This is a genomic window from Streptomyces sp. NPDC002057 (assembly GCF_040296665.1).
Lineage (GTDB): Bacteria > Actinomycetota > Actinomycetes > Streptomycetales > Streptomycetaceae > Streptomyces.
The window spans coordinates 66747-90913 of record NZ_JBEOXR010000006.1 but is presented as its reverse complement, the minus strand read 5'-3'; the positions used below and the strand labels follow the sequence as shown (position 1 = coordinate 90913).

20 protein-coding genes and 1 pseudogene are annotated in these 24167 nt (G+C 75.9%); 10 read left to right on the top strand and 11 right to left on the bottom strand.

From position 1 onward, the window contains the following. Window positions 1-240 precede the first annotated feature (240 nt). Entirely contained in the window at window positions 241-834 is a 594-nt protein-coding gene (locus ABT129_RS07495) for an isochorismatase family protein (protein WP_351897778.1), read from the top strand. 118 nt (window positions 835-952) lie between these two features. Here ABT129_RS07495 and ABT129_RS07490 read toward each other — a convergent pair whose 3' ends face one another. Continuing rightward, window positions 953-1549: a TetR/AcrR family transcriptional regulator gene (locus tag ABT129_RS07490; protein WP_351897776.1), complete on the bottom strand. Its 597-nt coding sequence runs from the start codon at window positions 1547-1549 to the stop codon at window positions 953-955. A gap of 117 nt (window positions 1550-1666) precedes the next feature. Further along, a complete protein-coding gene (locus ABT129_RS07485; RefSeq protein WP_351898091.1) occupies window positions 1667-2389 on the bottom strand; it encodes an NADPH-dependent F420 reductase in 723 nt (240 codons plus the stop codon). A 172-nt stretch (window positions 2390-2561) separates the two neighbouring features. On the opposite strand from ABT129_RS07485, the gene ABT129_RS07480 reads away from it, so the two are divergent. The 3 genes from ABT129_RS07480 to ABT129_RS07470 all read left to right on the top strand — a co-directional run bounded on the left by ABT129_RS07480 (window position 2562) and on the right by ABT129_RS07470 (window position 3862). Further along, a complete protein-coding gene (locus tag ABT129_RS07480; protein ID WP_351897774.1) occupies window positions 2562-2903 on the top strand; it encodes an ArsR/SmtB family transcription factor in 342 nt (113 codons plus the stop codon). An 85-nt stretch (window positions 2904-2988) separates the two neighbouring features. Then, a complete protein-coding gene (locus ABT129_RS07475) occupies window positions 2989-3375 on the top strand; it encodes an STAS domain-containing protein (RefSeq protein ID WP_351897772.1) in 387 nt (128 codons plus the stop codon). A 139-nt stretch (window positions 3376-3514) separates the two neighbouring features. Further along, entirely contained in the window at window positions 3515-3862 is a 348-nt protein-coding gene (locus ABT129_RS07470; protein ID WP_351897769.1) for an ArsR/SmtB family transcription factor, read from the top strand. 233 nt (window positions 3863-4095) lie between these two features. Here the strand turns inward: ABT129_RS07470 and ABT129_RS07465 are convergent. Then, a pseudogene (locus ABT129_RS07465) lies at window positions 4096-4882 on the bottom strand (AraC family transcriptional regulator); the annotation flags it as partial. Between the two features lie 49 nt (window positions 4883-4931). On the opposite strand from ABT129_RS07465, the gene ABT129_RS07460 reads away from it, so the two are divergent. Together ABT129_RS07460 and ABT129_RS07455 are read left to right on the top strand one after the other, a co-directional pair. Then, entirely contained in the window at window positions 4932-5366 is a 435-nt protein-coding gene (locus tag ABT129_RS07460; RefSeq protein ID WP_351897767.1) for a DUF2000 family protein, read from the top strand. A 229-nt stretch (window positions 5367-5595) separates the two neighbouring features. Beyond that, complete coding sequence (locus tag ABT129_RS07455) at window positions 5596-8820, top strand: helix-turn-helix transcriptional regulator (protein WP_351897764.1); 3225 nt, start codon at window positions 5596-5598, stop codon at window positions 8818-8820. Here the strand turns inward: ABT129_RS07455 and ABT129_RS07450 are convergent. Together ABT129_RS07450 and ABT129_RS07445 are read right to left on the bottom strand one after the other, a co-directional pair. After that, on the bottom strand, window positions 8802-10586 hold the full coding sequence (locus ABT129_RS07450) for a serine/threonine-protein kinase (RefSeq protein WP_502981687.1): 1785 nt from the start codon (window positions 10584-10586) through the stop codon (window positions 8802-8804). The genes ABT129_RS07455 and ABT129_RS07450 overlap by 19 nt on opposite strands. Window positions 10587-10639: 53 nt before the next feature. After that, window positions 10640-12439, bottom strand: a complete 1800-nt coding sequence (locus ABT129_RS07445; protein WP_351897760.1) for a hypothetical protein — start codon at window positions 12437-12439, stop codon at window positions 10640-10642. A gap of 402 nt (window positions 12440-12841) precedes the next feature. Between ABT129_RS07445 and ABT129_RS07440 the strand changes: the two genes are divergently transcribed. Further along, complete coding sequence (locus ABT129_RS07440) at window positions 12842-14902, top strand: SpoIIE family protein phosphatase (protein ID WP_351897757.1); 2061 nt, start codon at window positions 12842-12844, stop codon at window positions 14900-14902. Between the two features lie 10 nt (window positions 14903-14912). On the opposite strand, the gene ABT129_RS07435 is transcribed toward ABT129_RS07440, so the two are convergent. From ABT129_RS07435 to ABT129_RS07425, 3 genes are all read right to left on the bottom strand, one after another. Next, entirely contained in the window at window positions 14913-15545 is a 633-nt protein-coding gene (locus tag ABT129_RS07435; RefSeq protein ID WP_351897755.1) for a DinB family protein, read from the bottom strand. Window positions 15546-15699: 154 nt separating this feature from the next. Continuing rightward, the gene (locus tag ABT129_RS07430; RefSeq protein WP_351897752.1) at window positions 15700-16095 is read right to left on the bottom strand and encodes a TOBE domain-containing protein; all 396 of its coding nucleotides are present in this window, start codon (window positions 16093-16095) and stop codon (window positions 15700-15702) included. A gap of 53 nt (window positions 16096-16148) precedes the next feature. Continuing rightward, a complete protein-coding gene (locus ABT129_RS07425) occupies window positions 16149-16628 on the bottom strand; it encodes an Lrp/AsnC family transcriptional regulator (protein WP_351897750.1) in 480 nt (159 codons plus the stop codon). Window positions 16629-17055: 427 nt separating this feature from the next. Here ABT129_RS07425 and ABT129_RS07420 point away from each other — a divergent pair, with 427 nt between their 5' ends. After that, the gene (locus tag ABT129_RS07420) at window positions 17056-18552 is read left to right on the top strand and encodes an FUSC family protein (protein ID WP_351898089.1); all 1497 of its coding nucleotides are present in this window, start codon (window positions 17056-17058) and stop codon (window positions 18550-18552) included. A gap of 129 nt (window positions 18553-18681) precedes the next feature. Then, window positions 18682-19737, top strand: coding sequence for a lactonase family protein (locus ABT129_RS07415; protein ID WP_351897748.1), 1056 nt, complete (start codon window positions 18682-18684; stop codon window positions 19735-19737). Window positions 19738-19811: 74 nt separating this feature from the next. Here the strand turns inward: ABT129_RS07415 and ABT129_RS07410 are convergent, their stop codons facing one another. Further along, window positions 19812-20735: a sirohydrochlorin chelatase gene (locus tag ABT129_RS07410; RefSeq protein WP_351897745.1), complete on the bottom strand. Its 924-nt coding sequence runs from the start codon at window positions 20733-20735 to the stop codon at window positions 19812-19814. A 146-nt stretch (window positions 20736-20881) separates the two neighbouring features. Next, window positions 20882-21931 carry an N-acetylglucosamine kinase gene (locus tag ABT129_RS07405; RefSeq protein WP_502981677.1) on the bottom strand — a complete coding sequence of 350 codons (1050 nt, stop codon included), beginning with the start codon at window positions 21929-21931 and terminating at the stop codon, window positions 20882-20884. Between the two features lie 207 nt (window positions 21932-22138). On the opposite strand from ABT129_RS07405, the gene ABT129_RS07400 reads away from it, so the two are divergent. Then, entirely contained in the window at window positions 22139-22816 is a 678-nt protein-coding gene (locus tag ABT129_RS07400) for a uracil-DNA glycosylase (protein WP_351897741.1), read from the top strand. Window positions 22817-22934: 118 nt separating this feature from the next. Here the strand turns inward: ABT129_RS07400 and ABT129_RS07395 are convergent, their stop codons facing one another. Beyond that, on the bottom strand, window positions 22935-24017 hold the full coding sequence (locus tag ABT129_RS07395; RefSeq protein WP_351897738.1) for a WD40/YVTN/BNR-like repeat-containing protein: 1083 nt from the start codon (window positions 24015-24017) through the stop codon (window positions 22935-22937). Between the last annotated feature and the right edge of the window lie 150 nt (window positions 24018-24167).

Below are 24167 nucleotides of genomic sequence, written 5' to 3'. Positions count from 1 at the left end.
GGCCACCGGACGGCCGGGCGACGCCCGCCTCCGGTACGGCATCCGCGATCTGTGCCCGCGCGGCGCGAGCGGTCTCACGGACAGATTGTCGCTCACGGGGCTGATCGGCCCGCAGGCGGTCGGCGACGGTGACCACGGCCTCTCGTGATCCCCCCGGGGTGCCGCGGGACCGCGCTCCGCCGCGGTCCGGGGGGACGAAATCCCGTGGCAGCGGGGGCCGGTGGGAGTGATGATGTCCGGATGACCCAGCATGCCGGGACCACCCCGCCCCCGCCCGTGGACGCCCTGATCGTCGTGGACGTGCAGTCCGCCTTCGTCACCGGGGACGGGGCCGTGCCCGCGGCCGCTCGGCTCGTCGACCGCACGGCGGACCTGATCGCCCGGGCCCGGAGGGACGGTGCCCTCGTCGTCCACCTCCAGAACGACGGACCGCCCGGCTCGGAGGACGAACCCCACACGCCGGGCTGGGAGCTCCACCACCCCGTCGAGCCCGGACCGAGGGAGCTGGTGATCCGCAAGCCGCACGACGACGGCTTCGAGGAGACCCCGCTGGGCGGCGTGCTCGCCGACGCGGGGGTGCGGGCGCTCGCCGTCTGCGGAGTGATGTCCGAGATGTGTGTCCAGGCGACGGCCCGTACGGCCCTGGCGCGCGGCTACCGCGTCGTCGTGCCGCACGACGCCCATGCCACCCAGGACGTTCCGGCGGCGCCGGGGATCAGCGAGGTCGTCCCGGCCGCGACGGTCTCCCGGGTCGCGGCCTACGCCCTCGGGAGCGACGCGGAGGTCACCGTCCGCGCCGCCGACGTCGCGTTCACCGCCCCGGCCGCGGGCTGAGGCTCCCGCGCGGAGTACGCCGGTCGCGGGTCACGAGGACCGGCTTGTCGGGCGCGGCGGGGGCGGTTCACGCGGCTCCGGCCTGCCGGGTGCGGTTCGGGAGAGTCCCGCTGTTCCGTCACTCCGGGCGCAGCGAACGCCAGACGCGGTCCGGCAGGATTCGCGTCGCCCGGGCGAGATCGACCTCGTGCGCGTCGCAGAGCCAGCGGCGCGCGGTCTCGGCGGCCGGCCCGATGACCAGCGCCTCGACCAACGGCGCGGGCGTCGGCGCGATCTCGCCCGCCTCCACCAGCGGCCGCGTCCACGCCGCGAGCGCGGTGAGGAACGGCTCCCTGGCCTCCCGGATGCGGTCCGCGTGGGCCACGAGATGACCCGAACAGGCGGAGGCGTGGATGAACAGCGCGGCGTCCGGGTGCTCCTCGGTGAAGCGGAGGTACGCGGTGACCGCCGCCCGCACCCCGGTGCGGGCGGTCCTGGTACGGCTCAGGGCGTCGACGACCTCGCCGTACAACCGCTCCGTGCACCGGATGTACAGGGCGGCGGCGAGGCCGTCGAAACTGCCGAAGTGGTGGTAGAGGCTGCCGAGGCTGACACCGCTGGCCGCCGTCACCGCGTTCACGGTGAATCCCTGCCGGCCGGAGTCCGCGTACACCCGCAGCGCCGTGGTCAGCAGGCGCTCGACCGTGGCCTCGCCACGCTGCTGCTTAGGAGACATGGGGCACACCCTAGTGCAGCCCCGATTAGAAGATGGTTCTAGTAAAGAGGCCGTGGGGCACCCGGATCGCCCCGGCCTCCGGTGGGCCGGAGCGCGTTCGTCCGGAAGGGGCGGCGGTCAGCCCCGGAAGTCCTTCGGGCGCTCGGCGGAGGCCTCCGCGAGCGCCTTCGTCACGGCGTCCACGCCCTCCCGCAGGCCGTACACCGGCGTGCCCGGCTGCTGGCGCCAGGAGTCGTCGACTCCACCCGAGTCCACGGTGTCGAATCCCAGCTCGTCGATGAGGAGGCGCACCTTCTCCTTCGCCGCCGCGTCGTCCCCCGCCACGGGCAGGGCGAGCCGGTCCGGCGCGCCCGCCGGACGCGGCCGCTCCAGGATGTCCTGGGCGAAGGTGCCGTTGAAGGCCTTGACCACCGGGTGGCCGATCTGGCGCTCGGTCCAGCGGCTCTCCGTCAGCCCCTCGTCCTCGATGGCGGCGATGCGGCCGTCGCGCTCACGGGGGTAGTAGTTGCCGGTGTCGACGACGGCGAAGCCCTCGGCCGCCCCGTCGAAGAGTCCGGCCGGAAGGTCCGGGACGTTCTTCAGCGGGACGGTGACGACGACGACGTCGGCACCGCGCGCGGCCTCCGAGGCGAGGACCGGGGTGGCGCCCGTCTCCTCGGCGAGCGCGGTGAGGGTCTCGGGGCCACGGGAGTTGGCCACGGACACGTCGTGGCCGAGGGCGGTGAGACGGCGGGTCAGATTGCCGCCGATGTTGCCGGCGCCGATGATGCCGATCTTCATGGTTGCTTCCTTCTGTTCCGGCCGTACGTGATCACGGCTGTCGTGAACAGCTTCCGTCAGGCGGCGGTGGGGAGGGTACGGAACACGCCACGGAGCCTCCGGGGCCCTCAGGGGGCCGGTCACGAACGATCAGTAAATTGCATAATTCTGCAATTCGATACATCCTGGTCGGGCTGCGTCCCAGGCCAGCCGCGGGCGCGGCACCCCCGCCCGCGCCCCCGGAGGACAGCCCGTGCCGGTCCCGCTGTACCAGGCCAAGGCCGAGTTCTTCCGCCTGCTCGGTCATCCCGTACGCATCCGGGTCCTGGAGCTGCTCCAGGACGGGCCGATGCCCGTACGGGATCTGCTCGCCCGGATCGAGGTCGAGCCCGCGGCCCTCTCCCAGCAGCTGGCCGTGCTGCGCCGTTCCGGGATCGTGACCGCCACGCGCGAGGGCCCCACCGTCGTCTACGCGCTCACGGGCGGAGACGTGGCCCAGCTGATGCGGGCCGCACGGCGGATCCTCACCGACGTGCTCGCCGTCCAGGACCGGCTCCCCGACGGACTCCGCGAGAGCGAGGTCGTGCCCGGCTGACCGGGTCGGCCCGGTCCGGGCCGGCCGCCCACCCGCCCACCCGCGCTCCCGCGGTGATCCCCGTACGAGAAGGACGACGACGCACATGACCATCGAATGGCGCTACACCGTGCAGCAGGACCTGGGCGTCCTGTCCCTGGCCGGGTTCCTCGGAGCCGACGCCCTGGGACGGTTCACCGGGGCCGTGGGGTGGGCGGTCGCGCGGGGGACGGGGCCCGTCGTCCTCGACCTGACGCGGCTGCGGGGCTGGTCGGTGGGCGGGCAGCTGGCCGTCGCGGAGGCCGCCCTGCGGCTGCGGGCCGAGGGCCGGGCCCTCGAACTGGCCGCGATCCCGGCCGACGGCTCCCTCGTACCCGCGGGCGACGGGCACTCCGTCCCGATCCACCGTGACCTGGCCGCCGCGCTCGCCGCGCACACGGGCGCGGGCGTGGAGCAGCGGGCCTGGCGCAGCGACGCGTGGCCGACGGCCTGAGCCGTCGGCCCGGTTCGGCCGCAGGAGCGCCCAACTCCCGCACGCCCTGAGGGAATCGGTACGAAGCCCGCCCCGTCACGCGCGAGGATGGGGGCATGGTGCAGAGTGCTGGGTCGACGCGAGGCGCGGGGTGGGTGCGATGAGTGCGCCGCTCTACCAACTGAAGGCGGAGTTCTTCAAGACGCTGGGACATCCCGTCCGCATCCGCGTCCTGGAACTGCTGTGTGACCGTGAGCACGGGGTGGCCGAGATGCTCCGCGACACCGGCGTCGAACCGGCCTACCTCTCCCAGCAGTTGGCCGTCCTGCGCCGGGCGAACATGGTCGTCGCCCGGCGCGAGGGGACCGCCGTCCACTACGCCCTGACGAGCCCCCAGGTGGCCGAGCTGCTGACCGTGGCGCGCTCGATCCTCTCGGGCGTCCTCGCGGACCAGGCCGATCTCCTCGCCGACCTCCGGGCGGCCACGCCCCGGACGCCGACCCGCTAGGGCCGCAGGGGCGCGGAGAGGTCCGGTCGGACGCCTCACTCCGGCGGGACGACGCCCTTGGCCGCTCGGGGAGCCCGGTCGGCGGTCGCGCGTCGGTCCCGTACCTCGGCCGCGTCCTCGTCGGAGAGGGAGCCGGGTTCGGCCGGGACCCGGAGGGCCAGGCCGATGAGCGCGGCCTCGCGGGGTGTGGCCGGGCTCGCTCTCGACCCGACCGATGTCCTGTCCTCCCTCCGGCGGGCGAAACGCCCGGGAGTCGTGCCCACCAGCCGCTTGAACGAGCGGCTCAGATGCGACTGGTCGTAGAAGCCGGTCACCGCCGCCACCTCCCCGGGCGCCCGTCCGTCCAGCAGCAGCCGCCGCGCGCGGTCGAGCCGGCGGGCCGTCAGGTACTGGTGCGGGGCGATGCCGAAAGCACCGCTGAACGCCCGTACCAGATGCGCCGGATGGGCGTGCAGGAGCCGCGCGGCCTCGTCCAGCGTCACCCCCTCCAGCACCCGTTCGTCGAGGAGCTCGCGCAGCTGTCCGGCCACACCGGGACCGGCCGGGCGGCCGGGCGTGACCGACCGGGGCCTGAGGTGGGTGCGCAGCCGGTCACGGATGAGGGCGAGACGGCTCTGCGCCTCCAGCTCCCCACCCGGGTCCGCGAGCGCGGCGTGCAGCTGGGCCACGCGGTGGCGGAGCAGCGGATCGACCAGGTCGGGCCCGTCCACCGCCGCGCCGATGAAGGTCTCGTCCAACTGGGTCAGGTCCAGATAGAGGACCCGCTTGCGGAACCCGTGGGGGGGTGGCGGGCGAGCCGTTGTGCGGCACCTGCGGCGGGAGCAGGGACACCGTGTCACCCGGAGTGCCGTGCTCGCGCCGGTTCAGGTCGTAGCGGACGACGCCGTCGTCGACGATGAGCAGGGTCCACACGTCGTGGACGTGCATCGGATAGGCGTGCGCGGTGAAGTGGGCGTGGAAGACCTCCACGACCCCCGGGACGTGCGGGCGCCACGCCGAAACCTCCTGCCGGGCCACCATGCAAGGAATGTACAAGACCGGCACGGCGGGCGATCGGCAGTCTCACACCATGACGACCACCGACAACGCCCCCGTCCGCTTCGACACCAAGATCGCCGTAATCCTGCGGGAGGACCTGGAGACCTGGCAGCGCCTGAACGTCACCGCGTTCCTGGTCAGCGGCCTCGGCTCGGAACTGCCGGAGGTGATCGGCGAGCCGTACGCCGACGCCGACGGCATCCCGTACCTGCCGATGTTCCGGCAGCCCGTCCTCGTCTTCGAGGGCACGAAGGAGACGCTGACGGCGGCGCACGCCCGGGCGCTCTCCCGCTCGCTGCCCCGGTCCGTCTTCACGACCGACCTCTTCGGCACGGGCAACGACCGGGACAACCGCGCGGCGGTACGGGCCGTGGGCACGGACGGGCTGGATCTGGCGGGCCTCGCCGTGTACGGCCCCCGCAACGCCGTCGACAAGGTGCTCAAGGGGGCGCGGATGCATCCTTGACGCGCGCGGACGCGTGGGGCGAGGTGTGCGCGGGGCGTGTGTGCTCGGGCGGGCGCTCCAGGAGGGCGCTCACGGAAACGATCCGCGCGTCCACGGTCCTCGCCTCCGCCTGACGCCGTTGTCGGTGGTGTGCCGTACAACTGAGAGCGGGGAAGAGAACGACCGAACGACTCCGTGGCCCGAGGGCCGCGGGGCGCACGACCGCGTGACCGCGCGAGGGGGACTGCACGTGGACGCTTTCACGGATCCGGGGGGCGTCGACCGCGCGCCCCTCGTCGGACGGACGCGCGAACTCGACCGGCTCGACGCGTTGCTGCGCCACCGTTCCGAGGGGACGGGCCCGGTGGCCGTGGACGTGACGGGGGAGCCGGGCATCGGCAAGACGCGGCTCCTCACCGAGTTCGCGGCGAGGGCCCGGACGCGCGGGGTGACCGTCCTGCGCGGCCACGCGGGCCCTGGGGACCCGGACGCGGGCGCGCCGTTCCACCCCTTCGTGGACGCCTTCGCCGACCTGGACCACCGGGACCGCACCCGGTCGCCGGCCCTGTCCGCGCTGGCGGAGCTCGTGGAGTCACCGCCGGAGCCCGACGAGAGGGCAGCGGCGGTCGCGGGGGTGCGCCGAACCGGCCCGGCGGGCCGGGGCGATCGGGCCCGTGACGGCGCGGTGGCTGACGCGGGCGGCCCGGCTGGTCCGGGTGGTCCGGGTGGTCCGGGTGGTCCGGGTGGTCCGGCTGGTCCGGGTGGTCCGGGTGGACCGGGCTGGGCAGATGACCCCGCCCACGCCCGCGAGCCGGACGACCCCGGCCCGGCCGATGAGCCGCACCGGACCGCCGGGTCCGATCACGCCGGCGAGCCGGACCGGGCCGGGCGGTCACGCCGTGTCAGTGGCCCGGACCGCCGGGGCCTCACGGCGCCCAGCCTGGACCGCCTCGCGCGGGCGCGGCGGATCGCCGCGGCGATCGGCCGGGTTCCGGCCTCCTCCGGGCTCGTGCTCGTGCTCGACGACTTCCACCGGGCCGACCCCGCCTCCGTCGCCCTCGTCGACCATCTCCTGCGGCATCCGCCCCGGGTGCCCGTCCTCCTCGTCCTCGTCCGCCGCGAGCGGCAGACCGAGACCGCGCTCGCCTCGGTCCTCGCCCGGGCCGCCGACTCGGGGGACCTCACCCGGCTTGCCCTCGGGCCGTTGACGCCCGACGACTGCGCCGAAGGGCTCGTGCCCGGGCTATCGCCGGACCTCGCCCGGGAGATCCACGCCGACAGCCTCGGCAACCCGCTCTGTTTCCGGGCCCTCGCACACGCCCGTACCCGCCGGGGGGAGGCGCCCGGCACCGGACCGGTCGCGGTGCTCCTCGACGAGCTCGGCCCGCTCGGCGGGACGGAACGGGCGCTCGTCGAGGCGCTCGCCGTGCTCGGCGGCCGCGCGACGCCCGAGCTGCTCGCCACCGTCGCCCTGACGTTCCCGCACCCCGCCGCCCGGTCCACGACCGACGGGGCCCTGAGAGAGCTGACCCGTCGTGATCTCGTCCGGCCCGCCGAGGACGGGCGTGTCCTCGTGCCGCGCCACCCCGCCCTGGCGGAACTCGTCCGGAGCACGCTCGACCCCTGGCGCCGCCGCGAGCTGCACCGGAGGGCGGCCGACGCCCTCGCCGGGGCCGGGGCGCCGGTGACCGAGCGCGCCCCGCACCTCGTCCGTGCCGCGACGGCCTGGGACCCGGCCACGGCCGGCGAGCTGGTCGAGGCCGCCGAGCGGATCGGCGCGGCCGACCCCGCCCGCGCCGCCCACTGGCTCGCGGCCGTCCTCGCACTGCTCCCCGACACCCACGAGCACCTCGCCACCCGCCGGGAACTGACGCTCCGGCGGGCCCAGGCGCTCGGATCGGCGGGCCGGGTGGCGGAGAGCCGTGACCTCCTCCACCAGCTCATCGACGCCTGCGGCCCCGGCGGTGCGACCGACGAGGGGACGGCCGAGCTGCGGACCTCCGCCGTTCTGCTCTGCGCCTTCATGGAGCGCCACCTCGGCCGCTACCCCGAGGCGGACGCGCTGCTCCGCCGCGAACTGGAACGGACCCCCGGGCCCCGCGCCGACCTGCGGACCTGGCTCGTCGTCGAGTGGGGCTGCCGGGCCCTGTTCGCCGCCCGGTACCCCGAGGTCCGCCCCGTCCTCACCCGCACGCTCGACGAGGCCCGGCGGCGGCGCGACGAAGCGGGCACGGCGGAGGTCCTCACGCTGGCCGCGCTCGGCGAGGCGTACGAGGGCGACACCGCCGCGGCCCGCGTCCACGCGGCGGAGGCCGCCGCCCTCACCGACGCCTTCACGGACGGTGAACTGGCCTCCCACGCCGAGTCGCTGGTACGGCTCGGCTGGACCGAGGTCTTCCTGGAGCAGTACGCGGCGGCCGAGCGTCACGCCACCCGGGGCATCGGGATGGCCCGCCGCGCCGGACGCCCGTTCGCGCTCTCGCAGCTCCTCCTCTGCTCGGCGTACGTCCACCTCCTGACCGGCAGGGTCGCCGCCGCGCTCGACCTGGCCGACGAGTCCCTCGCCGTCGCCCGCACCCTGGGCGGCGCCGAACTCGTCGGATTCAGCGGGGCGATCCGGGCCGTGGTCCTCCTCCACGCCCGGCCCCTGGGCGACCCCGAGGCGCCGCGCGCCGCCGGGGAGGCCGCGGCCGCGGTGGGGACGGCCGAGGGCTGGTGGGCCACCCAGACCCGCAGCCTCCTCGGCTACGCCGTACCGCTCGGCCGGGACCCGCACCGGGTGCGGGAGGTGCTCGTGCGCGCGGGCGGCGACCGGGACCTCTCCCGGCTCCAGCCCTCGCTGCGCCCCGGCTACCTCGAACTCCTCTCGGGCGCGGCCCTCGCCGCCGGAGACCTCGCGGAGGCCGAGCGGGTGGCCCGCCGGGCCCTCGCGGAGGTGGAGCCGCTCGGGCTGCCCGTCCAGCGTTCCGCCGCCCTCCGTGCCTGGGGGCAGGTGCTGGCGGGACGGGGCGAACCGGCCGCCGCCGCACAGGCGTTCACCGAAGCGGCGCGGGAGAGCGCCCGTTCCGGAGCCCTGCTGCGCGAGGCGCACAGCCTGCTGCTCGCCGCGCCCCGGACCCAGGAGGCGGGTGACGCGGCCAGGGCCGCCGCGCAGTGGCGCAGGGGCCGCCGGCTGGCCGCCGAGGGCGGAGCCCGCATGCTGGTCGACCTCGCCGACCGCACCAGGCCGGCGCCTCCGGAGGGGCCTGCCGGGGGACGGCTCGCCGTCCTCACCCCGCGCGAGCGGGAGATCTCGGTGCTGGTCGCCGAGGGGCTGACGAACCAGGCCGTGGCGGACCGGCTCTGCCTGAGCCCGCGCACGGTCGAGAGCCATGTCGCCCGGGTCTACCGCAAGACGGGGGTGGAGACCCGGGCCGGACTCGCCTCCCTCGTCGTCAGGGACGGGGCGGGCGGCGGTCAGTCCTCGCGGGGGTAGGCGGCGGTGACCCGCCCCTGCGCGTCGGCCTGGAGGTAGGCGGAGCCGTAGGAGTCGGACAGGTAGACGCTCATCCCGGCCTTGTTCCCGGTGAGGGTCGACGCCGGGCTGAGGACGAGGTAGCGGCTGGTGGGCTCGGCGACGCCGAGTTCCTTCTCCGCGCGCTTGATGAGGGCCGGCAGGTTGTCCCACGAGAAGGAGTTCAGGTCGACCGGGACCGAGCCGGGGAACGCGGTGCCGGATCCCTGACGGACGGCCACGTCGCCGCCCCGGTAGACGTACCGGTCGTAGCGCTTCGTGCTGCCCTTCACGACGGACTCGGAGATCGCGTAGTCCGGGTAGACGACGAATCCGGTGACGGTGGTCCCGCCCGCCGAGGCCTTGATCGCGGCGATGGCGGCCCGGACCCCGGCGGGCGTCAGCAGGTCGCGCCGCACCGGCTCCGCGTCCTTCGAGGGCGTCGGCGTCGGCGTCTTCGACGCGGCGGGTCCCTGGGCCACCGGGCTCTGTCGCGAGGGCGTCGCGCCGCTCGGCCCGCCGCCCGGGTCGGCCGACCGCCAGTCCCAGTTCATGGCGGCGACGGGGATGCCGACCGCGAGCACCACCACGGCGGCGGACCCCAGGAACCGGCCGGTACGGCTCCGCCGACGCCGCTCGGTGCCGTGTACGGGAGAACCGGCCGAGGGAACGGTCACGGGGGAGCCGCCCGGGAAGGCAGCCGCCGGGGCGCCGCCGGGGAAGGCGGCGGCGGGCGGGCCGCCCGGGAAAGCGGGCGTCGGCGGGCCGCCGGGGAAGGAGTCGGCCGGGAATCCGACGGACGGATCGGTCGCCGGAGCCGCGGGTGCCCCCCAGGTCGCACCCGCTCCAGGAGCCGCGGGCGTCCCCGAAGCCGCACCCGCCCCCGAGGCCGAAGGCAGTGGCGGCGCCAGGTGGAAGGAGGTTGTCCCGCCCCCGTCGTCTGCCGCGTCCTGACGGCCGGTCGGCCGGGCGGCCGGGGCCGCCGTGGTGAGGGCGGCGAGCGCGCGGTCGAGTTCCGCCGCGTCCGGGCGCGCGGCCGGCTCGCGTACGAGGAGCCGGTTCAGGACGCCGGTCAGCTCACCGGCCCGCCGCGGGGGCGGCACGTCGTCGGAGAGGACGGCCGCCAGCGTCGCGAGGGTGTTCTCCCGGCGCAACGGGTGCAGGCCCTCGACCGCCACGTACAGGAGCATGCCGAGCGACCACAGGTCGGCGGCGGGACCGCTGGCGCCGCCGCCTCGGATCCGCTCGGGGGCCATGTAGTCGGGCGAGCCGATGATCGAGCCCGAGGCCGTCAGGACGGTGGACTCCTGGATCGCGGCGATGCCGAAGTCGGTGAGCACCGGCCGGCCGTCGGGTCGCAGCAGGACGTTGGCGGGCTTCACGTCGCGGTGCTCGATGTTCCGCTCGTGGGCCGCCCGCAGGGCCGAGAGCAGCTCGCGGCCGACCGCGGCGGCCTCGGCGGGGGTCATGGTGCCCCGGTCGAGCCGGTCCTGGAGGGAACCGCCGGTGACCAGCTCCATCACGAGCCAGGGGTACGTCCCCTCGCCCGCGTCCACGATGTGGTGGATGGTCACGACGTTCGGGTGGTCGATCCGGGCCAGGGCGCGTGCCTCGCGCAGGACCCGCTCGCGCAGGGTCCGGGCGCCCTCGACGTCGTGCTCGGCCATCGCGGGGTCCGGCGGGCGGACCTCCTTGAGCGCCACGTCGCGGTGGAGGGCCAGGTCGCGGGCGCGCCAGACCGTGCCCATACCGCCGCCGCCCAGCCGCTCCACCAGCTCGAAGCGGCCGTCGATCACTCTGCTCACACGCACCCCTGCACTCGGGTCCCCGGGGCGGAGGCGGCCCACGGCCCGTCCCCGCCCACTTCGCCGTACACGTCCACCTGGTAGCGCCCCCGCGGCCCGAACGCCTCGGGGAGCTCGCGCAGCCCCCGCCGGGCACCCTCCGGGCCCGAGTCCTCACCGGCCTCCGCGTCGGCGCAGGCGGCGTCGAGGCCGGGCACGGTGTCGGCACCGACCGTACCGCCAGGGGCGCGGCCCTCGGTCGGCGGGCGGCCGCTCCCGTCCGGCATCCGGTCCGGCCGGTCGCGCTCCACCGGCCCGGACGCCCGGTACGACCCGCGTCCGGCCTCCCGGGCGGCCTCCGCGAGGACGACCTCGGCCGTGGCGTCGCCCCACACGGCCCGCACCTGCCGGGCCCGGGCGCGCAGGGAACGCGCGGCGGCGGCGTGGTCACCGGCGGCCCGCCACAGGTCGGCCGCCCGCTCGTAGGCGCGGGCGGCCTTCTCGGGCGAACCGGCCACGCCGAGCGCGTGCGCCGTCCGGTGGCTCAGGGCCGCTCCGTGGCGCCGGTCGTCCCACGTCAGGGTCTCCGCCGCCGCGAGCGCGTACTCGCGCGCGGCCCGCCCGGGCTCGCCCAGGCGCAGCGCGCACTCCGCGAGCCAGGCCCTGGCCCGGACGCGAGCCGCCGTGTCCCCGTCGTCCGCGAGCCCGGCCGGCGCCTGTTCGAGCAGGTCGCGGGCCTCGTGGCAGCGGCCGCGTTCCGCGTACGCCACGCCGAGCCGGAGGCGCGCGAGGGCGCCGACGCGTTCGTCCTGGGCCGTGCCGTCGGCATGCCGTACGGCCTCGGCGAGGAGGGACATCCCCTCGTCCCCGTCCGGGCCCTCCTCCGGCCCTCCGGTCGTGGGCCCGGGCCCCGGCCCGTCCGGCCCGCCGACCGTCCACGCCAGGGCGAGACAGAGCCGGGCCCGGTCGGCGGCGCGCAGCGGTGTCTCCGGTACGACGGAGGCGAGGGCGGTCCGCAGCAGCGCGGCGGCCTCCTCGTGGGCGCCGGTGGCCCGCAGGACGGCGGCGAGAAGGAGTTCGTGGTCGGTGGCCGGCCACGGCCGCCCTCCGGCGCGGTGGTCCTCGATCGCCGTCCTCAGATGGGCGAGGGCGGCGTCCGGGTCGTCGGACGCGGTGATCCGGCCGAGCAGCGCGCGGGTGTCGGAGAGCACGCCGAGGACGGCGGGTTCGGCCCGGTGGGGCGCGGCGAAGGCGAGAAGCCCGATGAGCTCCTCCCGCAGGGCCCCGGCCTCGGCGGCCGGGTCGGGCGCGGTGTCCAGCAGATCGGCGCGGGCGCGGCCGTGCAGCAGCCGTACCGTCGCGGTCTCCGCGGCGCCGGCCCGCCCGATCGCGTGGAGCGCGACCGCCCGCTCGCACAGTTCGGTGAGCCGGGCGAAGGCCGTCGCGCCCGGGCCGGGGCCGACGGCGACCGCCCGCGCCCGCGAGACCAGGGCCTTGCCGCGCTGCCCGGCCTGTTCGTGCAGGTCGGCGGCGCGGAAGAAGAGCGGCCCCGCCGCGGGCAGCGCCGCGCCCCGGCAGTCGAGCGCGGTCGCGTCCAGGGCGTCGGCGTGGTCCCCGGGGGTGAGGGCCCCGCCGGCCCGGCGCAGTGCGGTGGCCGCCCGTTCCCAGGCGCTCCCGGCCCAGGGGTGGCCGTGGGCGGTGAGCCGCCGGGCCCGGTGCAGCAGCTCGTGCGGGTCCTCGGGCTCGTCGCCGGCGCGGGCTCCCGGGTCGGACGGAGGCGCACCGGGGCGGAACTCGTCGGGCGAGCGGCTGCTCATGCGGGGTGCTCCGGGAAGTGGGGGAGGCGGAAGGAACGGAGGAGGGTGACGACCGGCCTCCGCGGCGGGACGCGCGCGCACAGAGGTCGGACCGACTCTCGCAGTCCCGCGCCGCCCGCACATCCGTAGAACTACGGAACCCTCGGCACCACCCGCCGCCACAGGGGCTGGAAGCCGCCCGCCACCGAGCCTGGAGGCCGCCCCGCCACAGACGCTCGGCACCACCCGCCGCCACCGAGCCCGGGCACCGCCCGCCACCGAACCCGGAGGCCCCGTCGCAGACGCCCGCCCCCGCCCCATCGATCGGCCGCACTGCGCAGCGCCCGCCGTCGACTACTCGGCTAGGGTGATTCGACAGGGAATGTGCCCCCCGGGGCCGGGCCGATGCGTAGGGTCGATGCGTTGGAGACTCACCAGTCGTCGAGCAGGGTTCCGCAGCCGCCCCGGGCGGCCGTCGGGGACGCGGGTGTGCTCCGCGAGCTGCTGCCGATCGCCCTGTGGCGGGAGGACGCCGAGGGCCGCATCGTCGAGTGGTCGCTCGCCGCGCAGGACCTGCTCGGCCACCGCCCGGAGAACGTGCTGGGACTGCTCGCCACCCCGCTGCTCGTCCCCGACGCCAACCGCGAACTGGCCGAACGGCTGACCCGACGCGTGCAGGCGGGCGAGACGATGGTCGGCACGCTCCCGGTACGCCACCGGGACGGCCACACGATCGCGATGGAGATGTGGATCGTCCCGGCCGCCGACCCGGCGGGGCGGCCGGGAGCGATGCTCATCGCGGTCGAGACCTCCGAGGTCCTGCGGATGCGGGAGAACCTCGCGGCGATGGAGAGCCTCTTCACCCAGTCACCGATCGGCCTCGCCCTGCTCGGCCCCGACCTGCGCTTCCTCCGTATCAACGACGCGCTGGCCCGGATGAACGGGGTGTCGGCGGCCGAGCACGTGGGCCGCCGGCTCACCGAGGTCGTGCCCGGCGTGAACGCCGTCTCGCTGGAGTCCCTGATGCGCCAGGTCCTGGAGAGCGGGAACGCCGTCGTCGACGCCCGCCGGGTCGGCCGTACCCCCGCGGACCCCGACCGCGACCACATCTGGTCCTGCTCGTACGCCCCGCTCATCGACCGCACCGACCGGCGTTCCCTCGGACTCATCGCCTCCCTGGTCGACATCACCGAGAGCCAGGAGGCCCACAGCGAGGTCGAGCGGGCCCGTCACCGTTTCGCCCTGCTCGCGGAGGCGGGCGCCCGGATCGGCACGACCCTGGACCTGAAACAGACGGCCGAGGAGGCGGTGCGCTTCCTCGTCCCCCAGCTCGCCGACTCCGCCGACGTACAGATGCTGGAGGCCGTCCTCGAACCGGACGACCCCGCCGCCTCCACGCGGGGCGTGCTGCGGCGCCTCGCGGCCCGGTTCCCCGACCCGACGGCCCCCACGTCGCTGCTCGCCCCCGGGCAGACCTTCCAGATCCCGCTGGACTCCGTGTACGAGCAGGTCGTCGCCCGGGGGCGGCCCACGAACCTCTTCACCTCCGACATCCCGGCGCTCTTCACGGACCCGCGCACCGAGGCGCTCCGCACGTACTTCGCCTCCCGGATCGGATCGGCGCGGCTCGTTCCCCTGGTGGCCCGGGGCAAGGTGCTCGGCGCGGTCACGGTGACCCGGCTGCGCACCCGCGAGCCCTTCGACGCGCAGGACTCCGTCCTCATCGACGAGGTCGTGGCCCGCGCCGCCCTCAACATCGACAACGCCCGCCTCTACACCACCCAGCGCGAGGCCGCCCTCACCCTTCAGCGGAGCCTCACCAACAGCGCCCTCCCCGTCGTCACCGGGCTCGAACTGACCGGCCGCTACCTGCCCGCGAGCGCCCACGACGTCGGCGGCGACTGGTACGACGCCATCGCCCTGCCCGGCGGCAGGACGGGACTCGTCATCGGCGACGTGATGGGACACGGCATCCACGCGGCGGCCGTCATGGGGCAGCTGCGGACGGCCGTACGGACCCTGGCCCGGCACGACATCGCCCCGGCGTCGATGCTCAGCTCCCTCGACGCCGTCGTGGCCGACCTCGGCGAGGACACGATGGCGACCTGTGTGTACGCCGTCCACGACCCGGCCACCGGCGGCTGGGTCATCGCCCGCGCCGGGCACCCCCCGCCGGCCGTGGCCACCCCGGACGGGACGATCACCTTCCTCGACGGACCGCCGGGGACCCCGCTGGGAACGGGCGCCCACGACTTCGGCACGGAGCAGGTCGCGCTGCCGGTGGGCGGCCTGCTCGTGCTCTACACGGACGGTCTCATCGAGGCGCGCGACCGCGACCTCGACGAGGGGATGCGGCAGCTCGGCCGGGCGCTGCGGCGCCTCGACCGTCCCCTGGACACGCTGTGCGACGAGATCCTGGAGCGGCTCCTCGCGGCACCCGCCCAGGACGACGTGGCGATGCTGCTCGCCCGTACGACCCGCTGAGCGGTACGCGTCAGGCCGGGGTCCCCGGGTGCCGGAGCCGGTACAGGTCGCGGAGCAGGGCGATCTCCGCCCCGTGGTGCAGCAGCTCCTGGTTCACCCACCAGACGATGTCCAGGAAGGGATCCTCCGGATCGCTGCCGTGCGGGTAGGTGCTGTGTCCGACGGTGTCGAGCGCCGTGTCGTCGGCGGACAGCAGGGCGTCGCGCCACGCGCCGGCCGCCGCGTCGAAGGCGGCGACGGCGCTCTTCGCGTCCCCGCTGCTCGCGTAGTCGTCACGGGTCAGGGTGTGGCCGCCGTTCGTGTGGTCGGCGCGCAGCGCGAGCAGCTCGCTGAGGTGGCTCAGCCGCCAGGCGATCGTGGTGAACGGCGGGGGAGACGGATGCGGTGGCGGAGTCGCGTCCCGGCCCCAGTCACCGACACCGGTCAGCACGGTGGCGCGGGGCCCGGGACCGTCGGCCCGGCGCCGCACGGACCAGCAGCCGGGCCCCGGCTCCCAGAGGTACTCCGCGTCGGTCATCGGACCGACCTCGACGTCCGTGCCGTTCCCGCTGTCCACGACCGGCCCCGCCATGCGGTCGGTCAGCCGCTGCCGGCCGAAGTCGAACTGGTCGAGGAGGGGGACGAGCCGTGCGGGTACCGCCATCGGACGCTCCGGATCACTGGGGGCAGAGGACTTCGAACCCTGCCACAGGCCCGTACGCCCGCGCCTTCCCGTTTCCGCGCGACCACGCCGCCGCGCGACCAACGTTTCCGCGCGACCCCGGCTCCGGCCGGCCACCCGACCGTGCGGTCGCGGGTCAGGCGCGGTCGATGTGCACGCTGGTCGACTTCACGCGCGCGGTGGCCTGCATGCCGACCTCCAGGCCCAGCTCCTCCACGGCCTCGCGGGTGAGGAGCGAGACGAGCCGGTGCGGGCCCGCCTGGATCTCCACCTGGGCGGCGACGTCACCGAGCTTGACCGCCGTGACGATGCCGGCGAACGCGTTGCGCGCCGAGGTGTACGGCACGTCCTCGTCGCCCGTGCCGCTCTGCGCGACCTCGACCGAGAAGGCGGCCAGGTCGCGGCCGTCGATGAGACGGCGCCCGTTGTCGTCGCGGTGGGTCGTGACCCGGCCTGCGTCGGCCCAGCGGCGTGCGGTGTCGGGGCTCACGCCGAGCAGGCGTGCCGCCTGGCCGATGGTGTAGGACTGCATGGGCGACACGTTAGGTCGTACGGGCGGTGATCGACAATCGAGCGGCCCCCGGCTCAGCCGGAGCCCGGACGCCGCCCGACCGCCTCGACCAGGGGCAGCAGCCGGTGCGCCACCCGCTCGCGCAGCGCGATCTCGGTCCGGGTGCGGACGACGCCGGGCAGTTGGATGAGCCGCTGGATGACGTCCTCCAGGTGCCCGGCGTCCCGGGCCACCACGCGGGTCAGCAGATCGCCCCCGCCGGTGATGGAGAAGGCCTCGACGATCTCCGGTACGGCCGCCAGGGCGTCGCCGACCTCGTCCAGATGCCCCTGGGTCACCTCGACGTGCACGAAGGCGAGCACCGGGTGCCCCAGGGCGGCGGGGGAGAGGACCGGGCCGGTCGCGGTGATCACCCCGTCGCGCTCCAGACGGTCGATCCTGGCCTGCACGGTGCCCCGCGCCACCCCCAGGATCCGCGCGTACTCCCGCACGCTCGTCCGGGGCTGCTCGATGAGCAGCCGCAGGATCCGGGTGTCCAGCTCGTCCACCGCCATGCTCGGCAGGCCTCCTCACGTTCGGATCGCTCCATTCTGGTACAACGCGGGGCAGGCCCGGGCAGCCGGGCAGCCAAGCAGCCCGCCGGCCCGCCAGGCGGGCGGGCGTACGGGCGGGCGGGCCGGGCATGGGCCCCGGCCGGTCGAAACCGCTCCTGAGCCATTGGTCCCTCCCGGTCACCTGACGGCCCAGTGAGATGGACCAATGGTCCAGCCCTCCGACCTTCGGTTGAGCCGCCGTACCCCCTTGCCCCTATCCTTGGAGCCATCACACACCTTCGGCGCCGCGCAGCGCCGTCCGGCGACGAGGCCGGACCGGCCCGCGGTGCCTTCGTCGTGTCCGAGCCCCCACCACCCCCGGGGAGCCTCGCGCGCGGCGCGGAACAGAAACAGGGGGGCGGGATTGGCCGCCGTGCGGAAGTACTTCATGGCCCCGGACCCGGGGCTCGTCCGGCTCAGGATCTCGCTCCGTGCCGTCCTCGGCATCACGCTCGCGGTCGCCCTGGCCGAGCTGTTCGGCCTCTCCCTGACCGCCTCCATCACGGCCGGTCTCGCCGCCCTCCTCGCGCTCTTCACCGTCGGCGACCCCACCGTGCGCCGCCAGGCCGTCACCACCGCCCTGCTGCCGGCCGCCGGATTCCCCGTACTCGCGCTCGCCACCCTCCTGCACGACGCGCCGCTCCTCCGTGACACCGCCTGGATGCTCGTCGTCTTCGCCGGCGTCTACGCCCGCCGGTGGGGGCCGCGCGGGCACGCGCTCGGCATCTTCGCCTTCATGCAGTTCTTCGTCACCCAGTTCCTGCACGCGCTCCCCGCGCAGCTCCCCGAGCTGTACGCGGCCGTCTCGCTCGCGCTGGTCGCCGCCGGGGCGGTCCGCTTCGGAGCCTGGTGCGTCGAGCGGCGCGTCCCGCCGCCGGCCGCGCCCGCCCCGATGCCCGGCACCGGCCTGGCCCGCCCCACCACCCGCCAGGCGTTCCAGGCCACGGTGGCCTGCACCCTCGCCCTCGCCGCGGGCCAGCTGATCTCGCACGAGCGCTGGTACTGGGCCGTCGGCACCGCCTGGTGGATCTTCGTCAACACCGCCTCGCGCGGCGAGACGCTGGTCCGGGGCTTCCGCCGGGTCCTCGGCACGGTCACCGGCATCGCCGCCGGGCTGCTCGTCGCGGTCCCGCTGGGCGGCGCGACCGCCCCCACCGCCCTGCTCGTCGCCGTCTGCGTGTTCGGCATCTTCTACACCGCCCCGCTCTCGTACAGCTGGATGATGTTCTTCGTGACCGTCATGGCGGGGCTGCTGTACGGGCTGCTCGGCGTCCTGCACCCCGGGCTGCTCCTGCTCCGCTTCCAGGAGACCGCCGTCGGCGCGATCGGCGCGGCGATCGGCGTGGCCCTGCTGCCGGTGACCACGCACGCGGCCACCAACGCCTGGATCGAGCGGGCCGTGACCTGTGTGCACACCTGCACCACGGCCGCCGCCCGCCGACTCGCGGGCGACCCGGACGCCGACCCCGCGCCGCACGCCGCCGAGCTGGAGCTGCTGCTCGGCCGGGCCCGGCTCTCCCTCGCGCCGCTCGTCCACCCCCTGAGCCCGCTGCGCGCCCGCAAGGCGCGCGCCCGCCGCGTGCTCGCGCTCCTGGACGACTGCGCCCGCGAGATCCGGGGCCTCGCCGCCGTAGCGGCCGACCCGGACGCCTCGCACGACGCCCGGCTCACGGCCGCCGCCTGGCGTGTGGAGGCCGCCGTCCACGCCCTCGTACCCCCGTCCCGTCCGGTGGGCGCCTCGGTCGAGCGGGCCGTCGGCGTCCCGCACCACCATCCCGGCGCGGAGGCCGCCCTCGGCCACCTGCACGGCCTGGAACAGGCCCTCGTCGACCTCGCGGCCCCTCTGCGGACCTCACCGCGCGCCCCGCTGGTCCCGGCTGCCTGACGCGGGGACCGGGCACGCCGTGCCCGGTCCGCCCGCCACCGGCCACCCCGCTCTGGTCTAGACCGCCTGCTACCGTCGGCCGGACGAAGGCCGGTCGACCGCGACCGGCCCCGGGACAGGGGAGGCGCCGTGGGCGGCACAGGGACGGTTCGGGGCCCGAGCGGGGTGCGGGCGTACATCGGCTCCTTCACCTCGGCCGGCGGGCGAGGCGTGCTCGCCGCCGACGTGGACGGGACGACGGGCGAGCTGACCGTCACCGGCGGGAGCGACGCCGTCGCCGACCCGTCCTTCCTCGCCCTCGCGGGCTCCGTGCTGCACGCCGTCTCCGAGACCGAGGCGGGCGCCGTGGCCGCCTTCGACATCGCCGGCCCCGCACCCCTGCCGCTCGGCGCACCCGTCCCCGTCGACGGCGCGGCCCCCACCCACCTCGCCGTCGCCGCCGGGCACCTGTTCACGGCCAACTACACCTCCGGCAGCGTCACCGCCCTGCCCCTCGCCGAGGACGGCACCGCGCGCCCCGCCACGACCGTCCTGCGGCACGAGGGAAGCGGACCGGTCGAGGCGCGCCAGTCCCTCCCGCACGCCCACCAGGTCCTCCCCGACCCGAGCGGCCGGTGGATCGTCAGCGTGGACCTCGGCACCGACTCCGTGCGCGTCTGCGCCCTGGACCCCGCCACCGGGGCCCTCACCCTCCACGGCGAGACCGCGCTGCGCCCCGGCACCGGCCCGCGCCACCTCGCCTTCCACCCGTCGGGTGCGTACGCGTACGTCCTGAACGAGCTGGAGCCCACCCTCACGGTCTGCCGCTGGGACGCCGGGACCGGGGTGCTCGAACCGCTCGGCGAGACCCCCGTCGTCCCCGAGGGCACCACCGGCCCCAGCTACCCCTCCGAGGTCGTCGTCGCCCCCGACGGGCGCTTCCTCTGGGCCGCCGTCCGCGGCGACGACACCCTCGCCGTGCTGGCCCTCGGCGCCGACGGCGCCGAGGCCGCCCTGGTCGCCACGGTCCCCTGCGGCGGCACCTGGCCCCGCGATCTGACCCTCGCCCCGTCCGGACGCCACCTGTACGCCGCCAACGAGCGCTCCGGCGACGTCACCTGGTTCAGCCTCGACCCGGAGACCGGGATCCCCGTCCGCGGGGGAGCGATCGAGGCCCCCGCCGCCTCCTGCGTCGTCTTCGGCTGACGCGGGGGTACGCCGAAGGGCCCGCACCGGTGTCCGGTGCGGGCCCTTCGGCGTACGGGCGGTGGTGGCGGTCCTCAGAGCGAGGGCGCGCCCTGCGGCTGCTGCGGCGGGATGCCCAGGGCGGCCGTGTACTGCGAGAGCACCAGCTTGCCGATCGCGGGGTAGGCGCCCAGCGGTTCGGCGGCCGCGCACCCTGCCTCCTTCGACGCCTCGTCGAGGAGCCCCTCGGCCAGCTCGGGTCCGATCAGGTACGGGGCGAGCGCCAGCTGCTCCGAACCGGCGGCGCGCAGCTGCTCGGCGATGGAGGCGATCGAGCCCTCCTGGTCGAGCGCGGCGGCCATCACGGGCACGGCGAGGCGGGCGGCGAGCAGCATGCCGGTGATCCCGGCGGCCTGCACGGCCTCCTCGCCACCGACGGTGGCCAGGATGATGCCGTCGGCGGCCGTCGCGACCGTGAAGAGCCGGGCGCGGTCGGCGCGGGCCAGACCCGCCTCGGAGAGACGCACGTGCAGGGCCTCGGCGAGCAGCGGGTGCGGGCCGAGGACGTCGGTCAGCTCGGCGGTGTTGCCCGCGTCCATGACGGCCTGGCGCACCTGGCGCGTCTGCGCGCTGTCCGGACCGGCGAGCAGCGGGACGACGACCGCGGCCGGGCCCGTGGGGGCGCTGGCCTCGCGGCCGGCGGCCACGGCCAGCTCGTACCGCTGGGTGCGCAGCGCGGCGGCGTGCGCGAGCACGGTCCCCAGCGTCGGGTACTCGGTGTCGTCACCCTCCAGGAAGCCGATCAGGGCCTCGAGGCCGGGCAGCTCGGAACGGGCGATGCTCACGACCTCTTCGGCCAGCGAGCGTATGGCGGCGGACGGCGCGCCGGGCACAGCGAGAACCAGTGCGGGAGCGCCCTCGGGCGCCGCCGCGGGTTCGGGGCGACGGTGCCGCCCGGACTGACGGGGTCGAGGCATTCGTACAGGCAGGCCGGAAGCAGGCCCATTGGGGGAGCTCATGGCGCCGCATGCTACTGGTTTCGCCCGGCGCGCCGTCGGTTGAGGTACGGTCACGCGGCTTCTGCCCCTCTATGTCCCCTCCGGTCGAGGTCCGCGCCCCCGTTCCACCCCGACGCACCGCCTCCCACCTGGGCGGATGCCTCCGCCTAGGAGGCCCCGTCCGCCCCGTGCGCCCCGCGCGTCCCGTCGGCCCCGTCCGCCCCGTCGCCGAACAGGCGGAGCAGCGAGACGTCCTCCGGCAGCCGCAGCGTGCCGGTGGCGAGTCCGGCCGCGAGGGCGACCGCCCCGGCCAGCGGATCTCCCCCGGGAGCCACGGTCCGGGCGTGCGGGACCAGCTCCGCGAGCGCGGCGCGCAGCGGTACGAGCAACGGGTCGCCCATCTTGAACAGGCCCCCCGTCAACGCCACCAGCGCCCCGGGCCCGGTGGGGCACGCCGCCGCCGCGGCCTCGGCGATGTGCCCGGCGGCCCGCGCCAGGATGTCGGCGGCCACCGGGTCCTCGGCGGCGCACCGGCCCACCTCCGGGGCGAAGGAGGCGAGCACCGCGGGCCGGTTCGTACGGGGGTAGAGCGCGGCGGGCAGTCCCGCCGCCGGTCCGAACAGCTTCTCGGCGCGGGCCAGGAGCGCCGCCGAACCGCCGCGCCGGCCGTCGTACGCGCGCATCGCCGCCTCCAGGCCGGCCCGGCCGATCCAGGCGCCGCTGCCGCAGTCCCCGAGGAGGTGTCCCCAGCCGTCGGCCCGCCGCCAGGAGGTCAGATCGGTGCCGAGCGTGATCATGCCCGTGCCGCCCGCGACGACGGCGCCGGGCCGCTGTCCGAGCGCTCCGGCGTACGCGGTGACCGCGTCGGCCGCGAGGGCGAGCCGCCGGACCCCCCACGCCTCGGCGAAGGCGGCCGGCAGTGCGGCCCGCAGCTCGTCCCCGAGGGTCGCCATCCCGGCGGCGCCCACGGCCACCGCGAGGACCGGCCGCCCGCCGACGGGGTCCGTGAGGGCCCGCACGGCCGGCAGGACCTGGTCGAGGAAGTGCCGGGCGGAGATCCCGCCGGGTCCGGTCGGCACCGGGTCACGCGAGGCGCGGGTGCCGAGCACGACGCCGCTCGCCGCCTCGGCCAGGGCGACCCGGAGCCCCGAACCACCGGAGTCGATGCCGACGACCAGCCCGCCGGACGGGCCGGAGGGGGTGGAGGGCTCGTTCACGGAAACCACGGTGCACCGTCCTCGCAGCGGGTGGGCGGGGGAGTGGGCGGAGTCTAGGGGGTGAACCGTCGGGAACGCCGGACCGGGGTGCCACCGACGCCCGACCGGGGTGTCACGGGGGGCCGGACCGGGGTGCCACCGACGCCCGACCGGGGTGTCACCGGGGCCGGACCCGGCTGTCACTGTAGGCCGGTAGAGTGACGGACCGTGACAGCGCGACCTTTGAACGAACTGGTGGGGCCCGGCTGGGCGGAGGCCCTGAGCCCGGTGGCCGGGCGTGTGGCGGAGATGGGCGACTTCCTGCGTGCGGAGATCGCCGCGGGGCGGACGTACCTGCCGTCCGGGCCGAACGTGCTGCGCGCGTTCCAGCAGCCCTTCGACGACGTGCAGGTCCTGATCGTGGGTCAGGACCCCTACCCGACGCCGGGGATGGCGATCGGACTGAGCTTCGCCGTCGCGCCGGAGGTCCGTTCGCTGCCGGGGAGCCTGGAGAACATCTTCCGGGAGCTGCACACCGACCTGGGGCTGCCCCGGCCGTCGAACGGCGACCTGACCCCCTGGACCCGACAGGGCGTTCTCCTCCTCAACAGGGCGCTGACCACGGCCCCGCGCAAGCCCGCCGCCCACCGCGGCAAGGGCTGGGAAGAGGTGACCGAGCAGGCCATCCGCGCGCTGGCCGCCCGGGGCAAGCCGATGGTGTCGATCCTGTGGGGCCGTGACGCCCGCAACGCCCGCCCGCTCCTCGGCGACCTGCCCGCGATCGAGTCCGCGCACCCGTCGCCGATGTCCGCGGACCGCGGCTTCTTCGGCTCCCGGCCCTTCAGCCGCGCGAACGAGATGCTCCTGAACCTGGGCGCCCAGCCCGTGGACTGGCGCCTGCCCTGACCCCGCCCCCCTCCGGACGGGACTGTCCCCCTCCGGAGGGAACCTGCCCTCTCCGGACGGGACCTGCCCCCCCTCCCTCGGAGGGGGTGACGGGCGGTCGCGCGGGGTCCGTGCGGTCTCAGATCACCGCCGCCCGGACGCACAGCACGTCCGGCAGGTGTTCGGCGAGGAGCCGCCAGGTGTCGCCGTCGTCCGCGCTCGCGTACAACTCGCCGTTGCGGTTGCCGAAGTAGACGCCCGCCGGGTCCGCGTCGTCCGTGCACAGCGCGTCGCGGAGCACCGTGCCGTAGTGGTCGCCCTCGGGCAGTCCCCGGGTCAGCGGCTCCCAGGTGGCTCCGGCGTCGGTCGTGCGGTAGACCCGGCACCGGCGGTCCGCCGGCACCCGGTCGGAGTCCGCGGTGATCGGGAAGACGTAGGCGGTGTCGGGGCGGTGCGGGTGCGCGGCGACCGCGAAGCCGAAGTCGGAGGGGAGCCCGGATCCGATGTCCGTCCAGCTGACCCCCGCGTCGTCGCTGCGGAAGACGCCCCAGTGGTTCTGCAGGTAGAGCCGGTCCAGGTCGCCCGCGTCCTGGGCGATCTTGTGGACGCACTGCCCGAACTCGGGGTTCGGGTCCGGCAGGAACACCGCCGACACGCCCTGGTTGGACGGTGCCCAGGCGGCCCCGCCGTCCCGTGAGCGGAACACCCCGGCGGTCGAGACCGCGACCGTCAGGGCGTCGGGGTCGCGCCGGTCGGTCACCACGGTGTGCACGGCCTCGCCGCCCCCGCCGGGCACCCACCGTGAACGCGTCGGGTGCTCCCACAGCGGGCGGACGAGCTCGAAGGACTCCCCGCCGTCCGCCGACCGGAAGAGCGCGGCCGGCTCCGTGCCCGCGTAGACGACGCCGGGCGAGTGCGCCGGTGCCGGATGCAGCTGCCAGACGCGCTCCAGGGAGGCGCCGGTGTCCTCGGGGAACTTCACCGCGGGGCGCGCCGGTTCGGTCCAGTTCCTGCCGAGGTCGTCGGAGTGGAAGACGGACGGCCCCCAGTGGGCGCTGTCCCCGCCCACGAGCAGACGCGGGGTCGGCCCCCTCGTGTCGACGGCCACCGAGTAGACCGCCTGCGCGGGGAACGCCGGATCGTCGAACTCCCATCGGCCGTCGTGCCTGCGGCCGATGAAGAGCCCCTTGCGGGTGCCTACGGTGAGGAGTACATCGGGCATGTCTGCCACCTCCAGGACGCCGTTGTCGCGGATACCGGCCAGTCTGCACCCGCCCACTGACAACGGCCCCCGGACACTCCCGCAGCCGCCCCGCCACCCCGCGACAGCCCCGGGTCGAAGCCGCCCGCCGCGCCGCCCCGGATGCGTCCG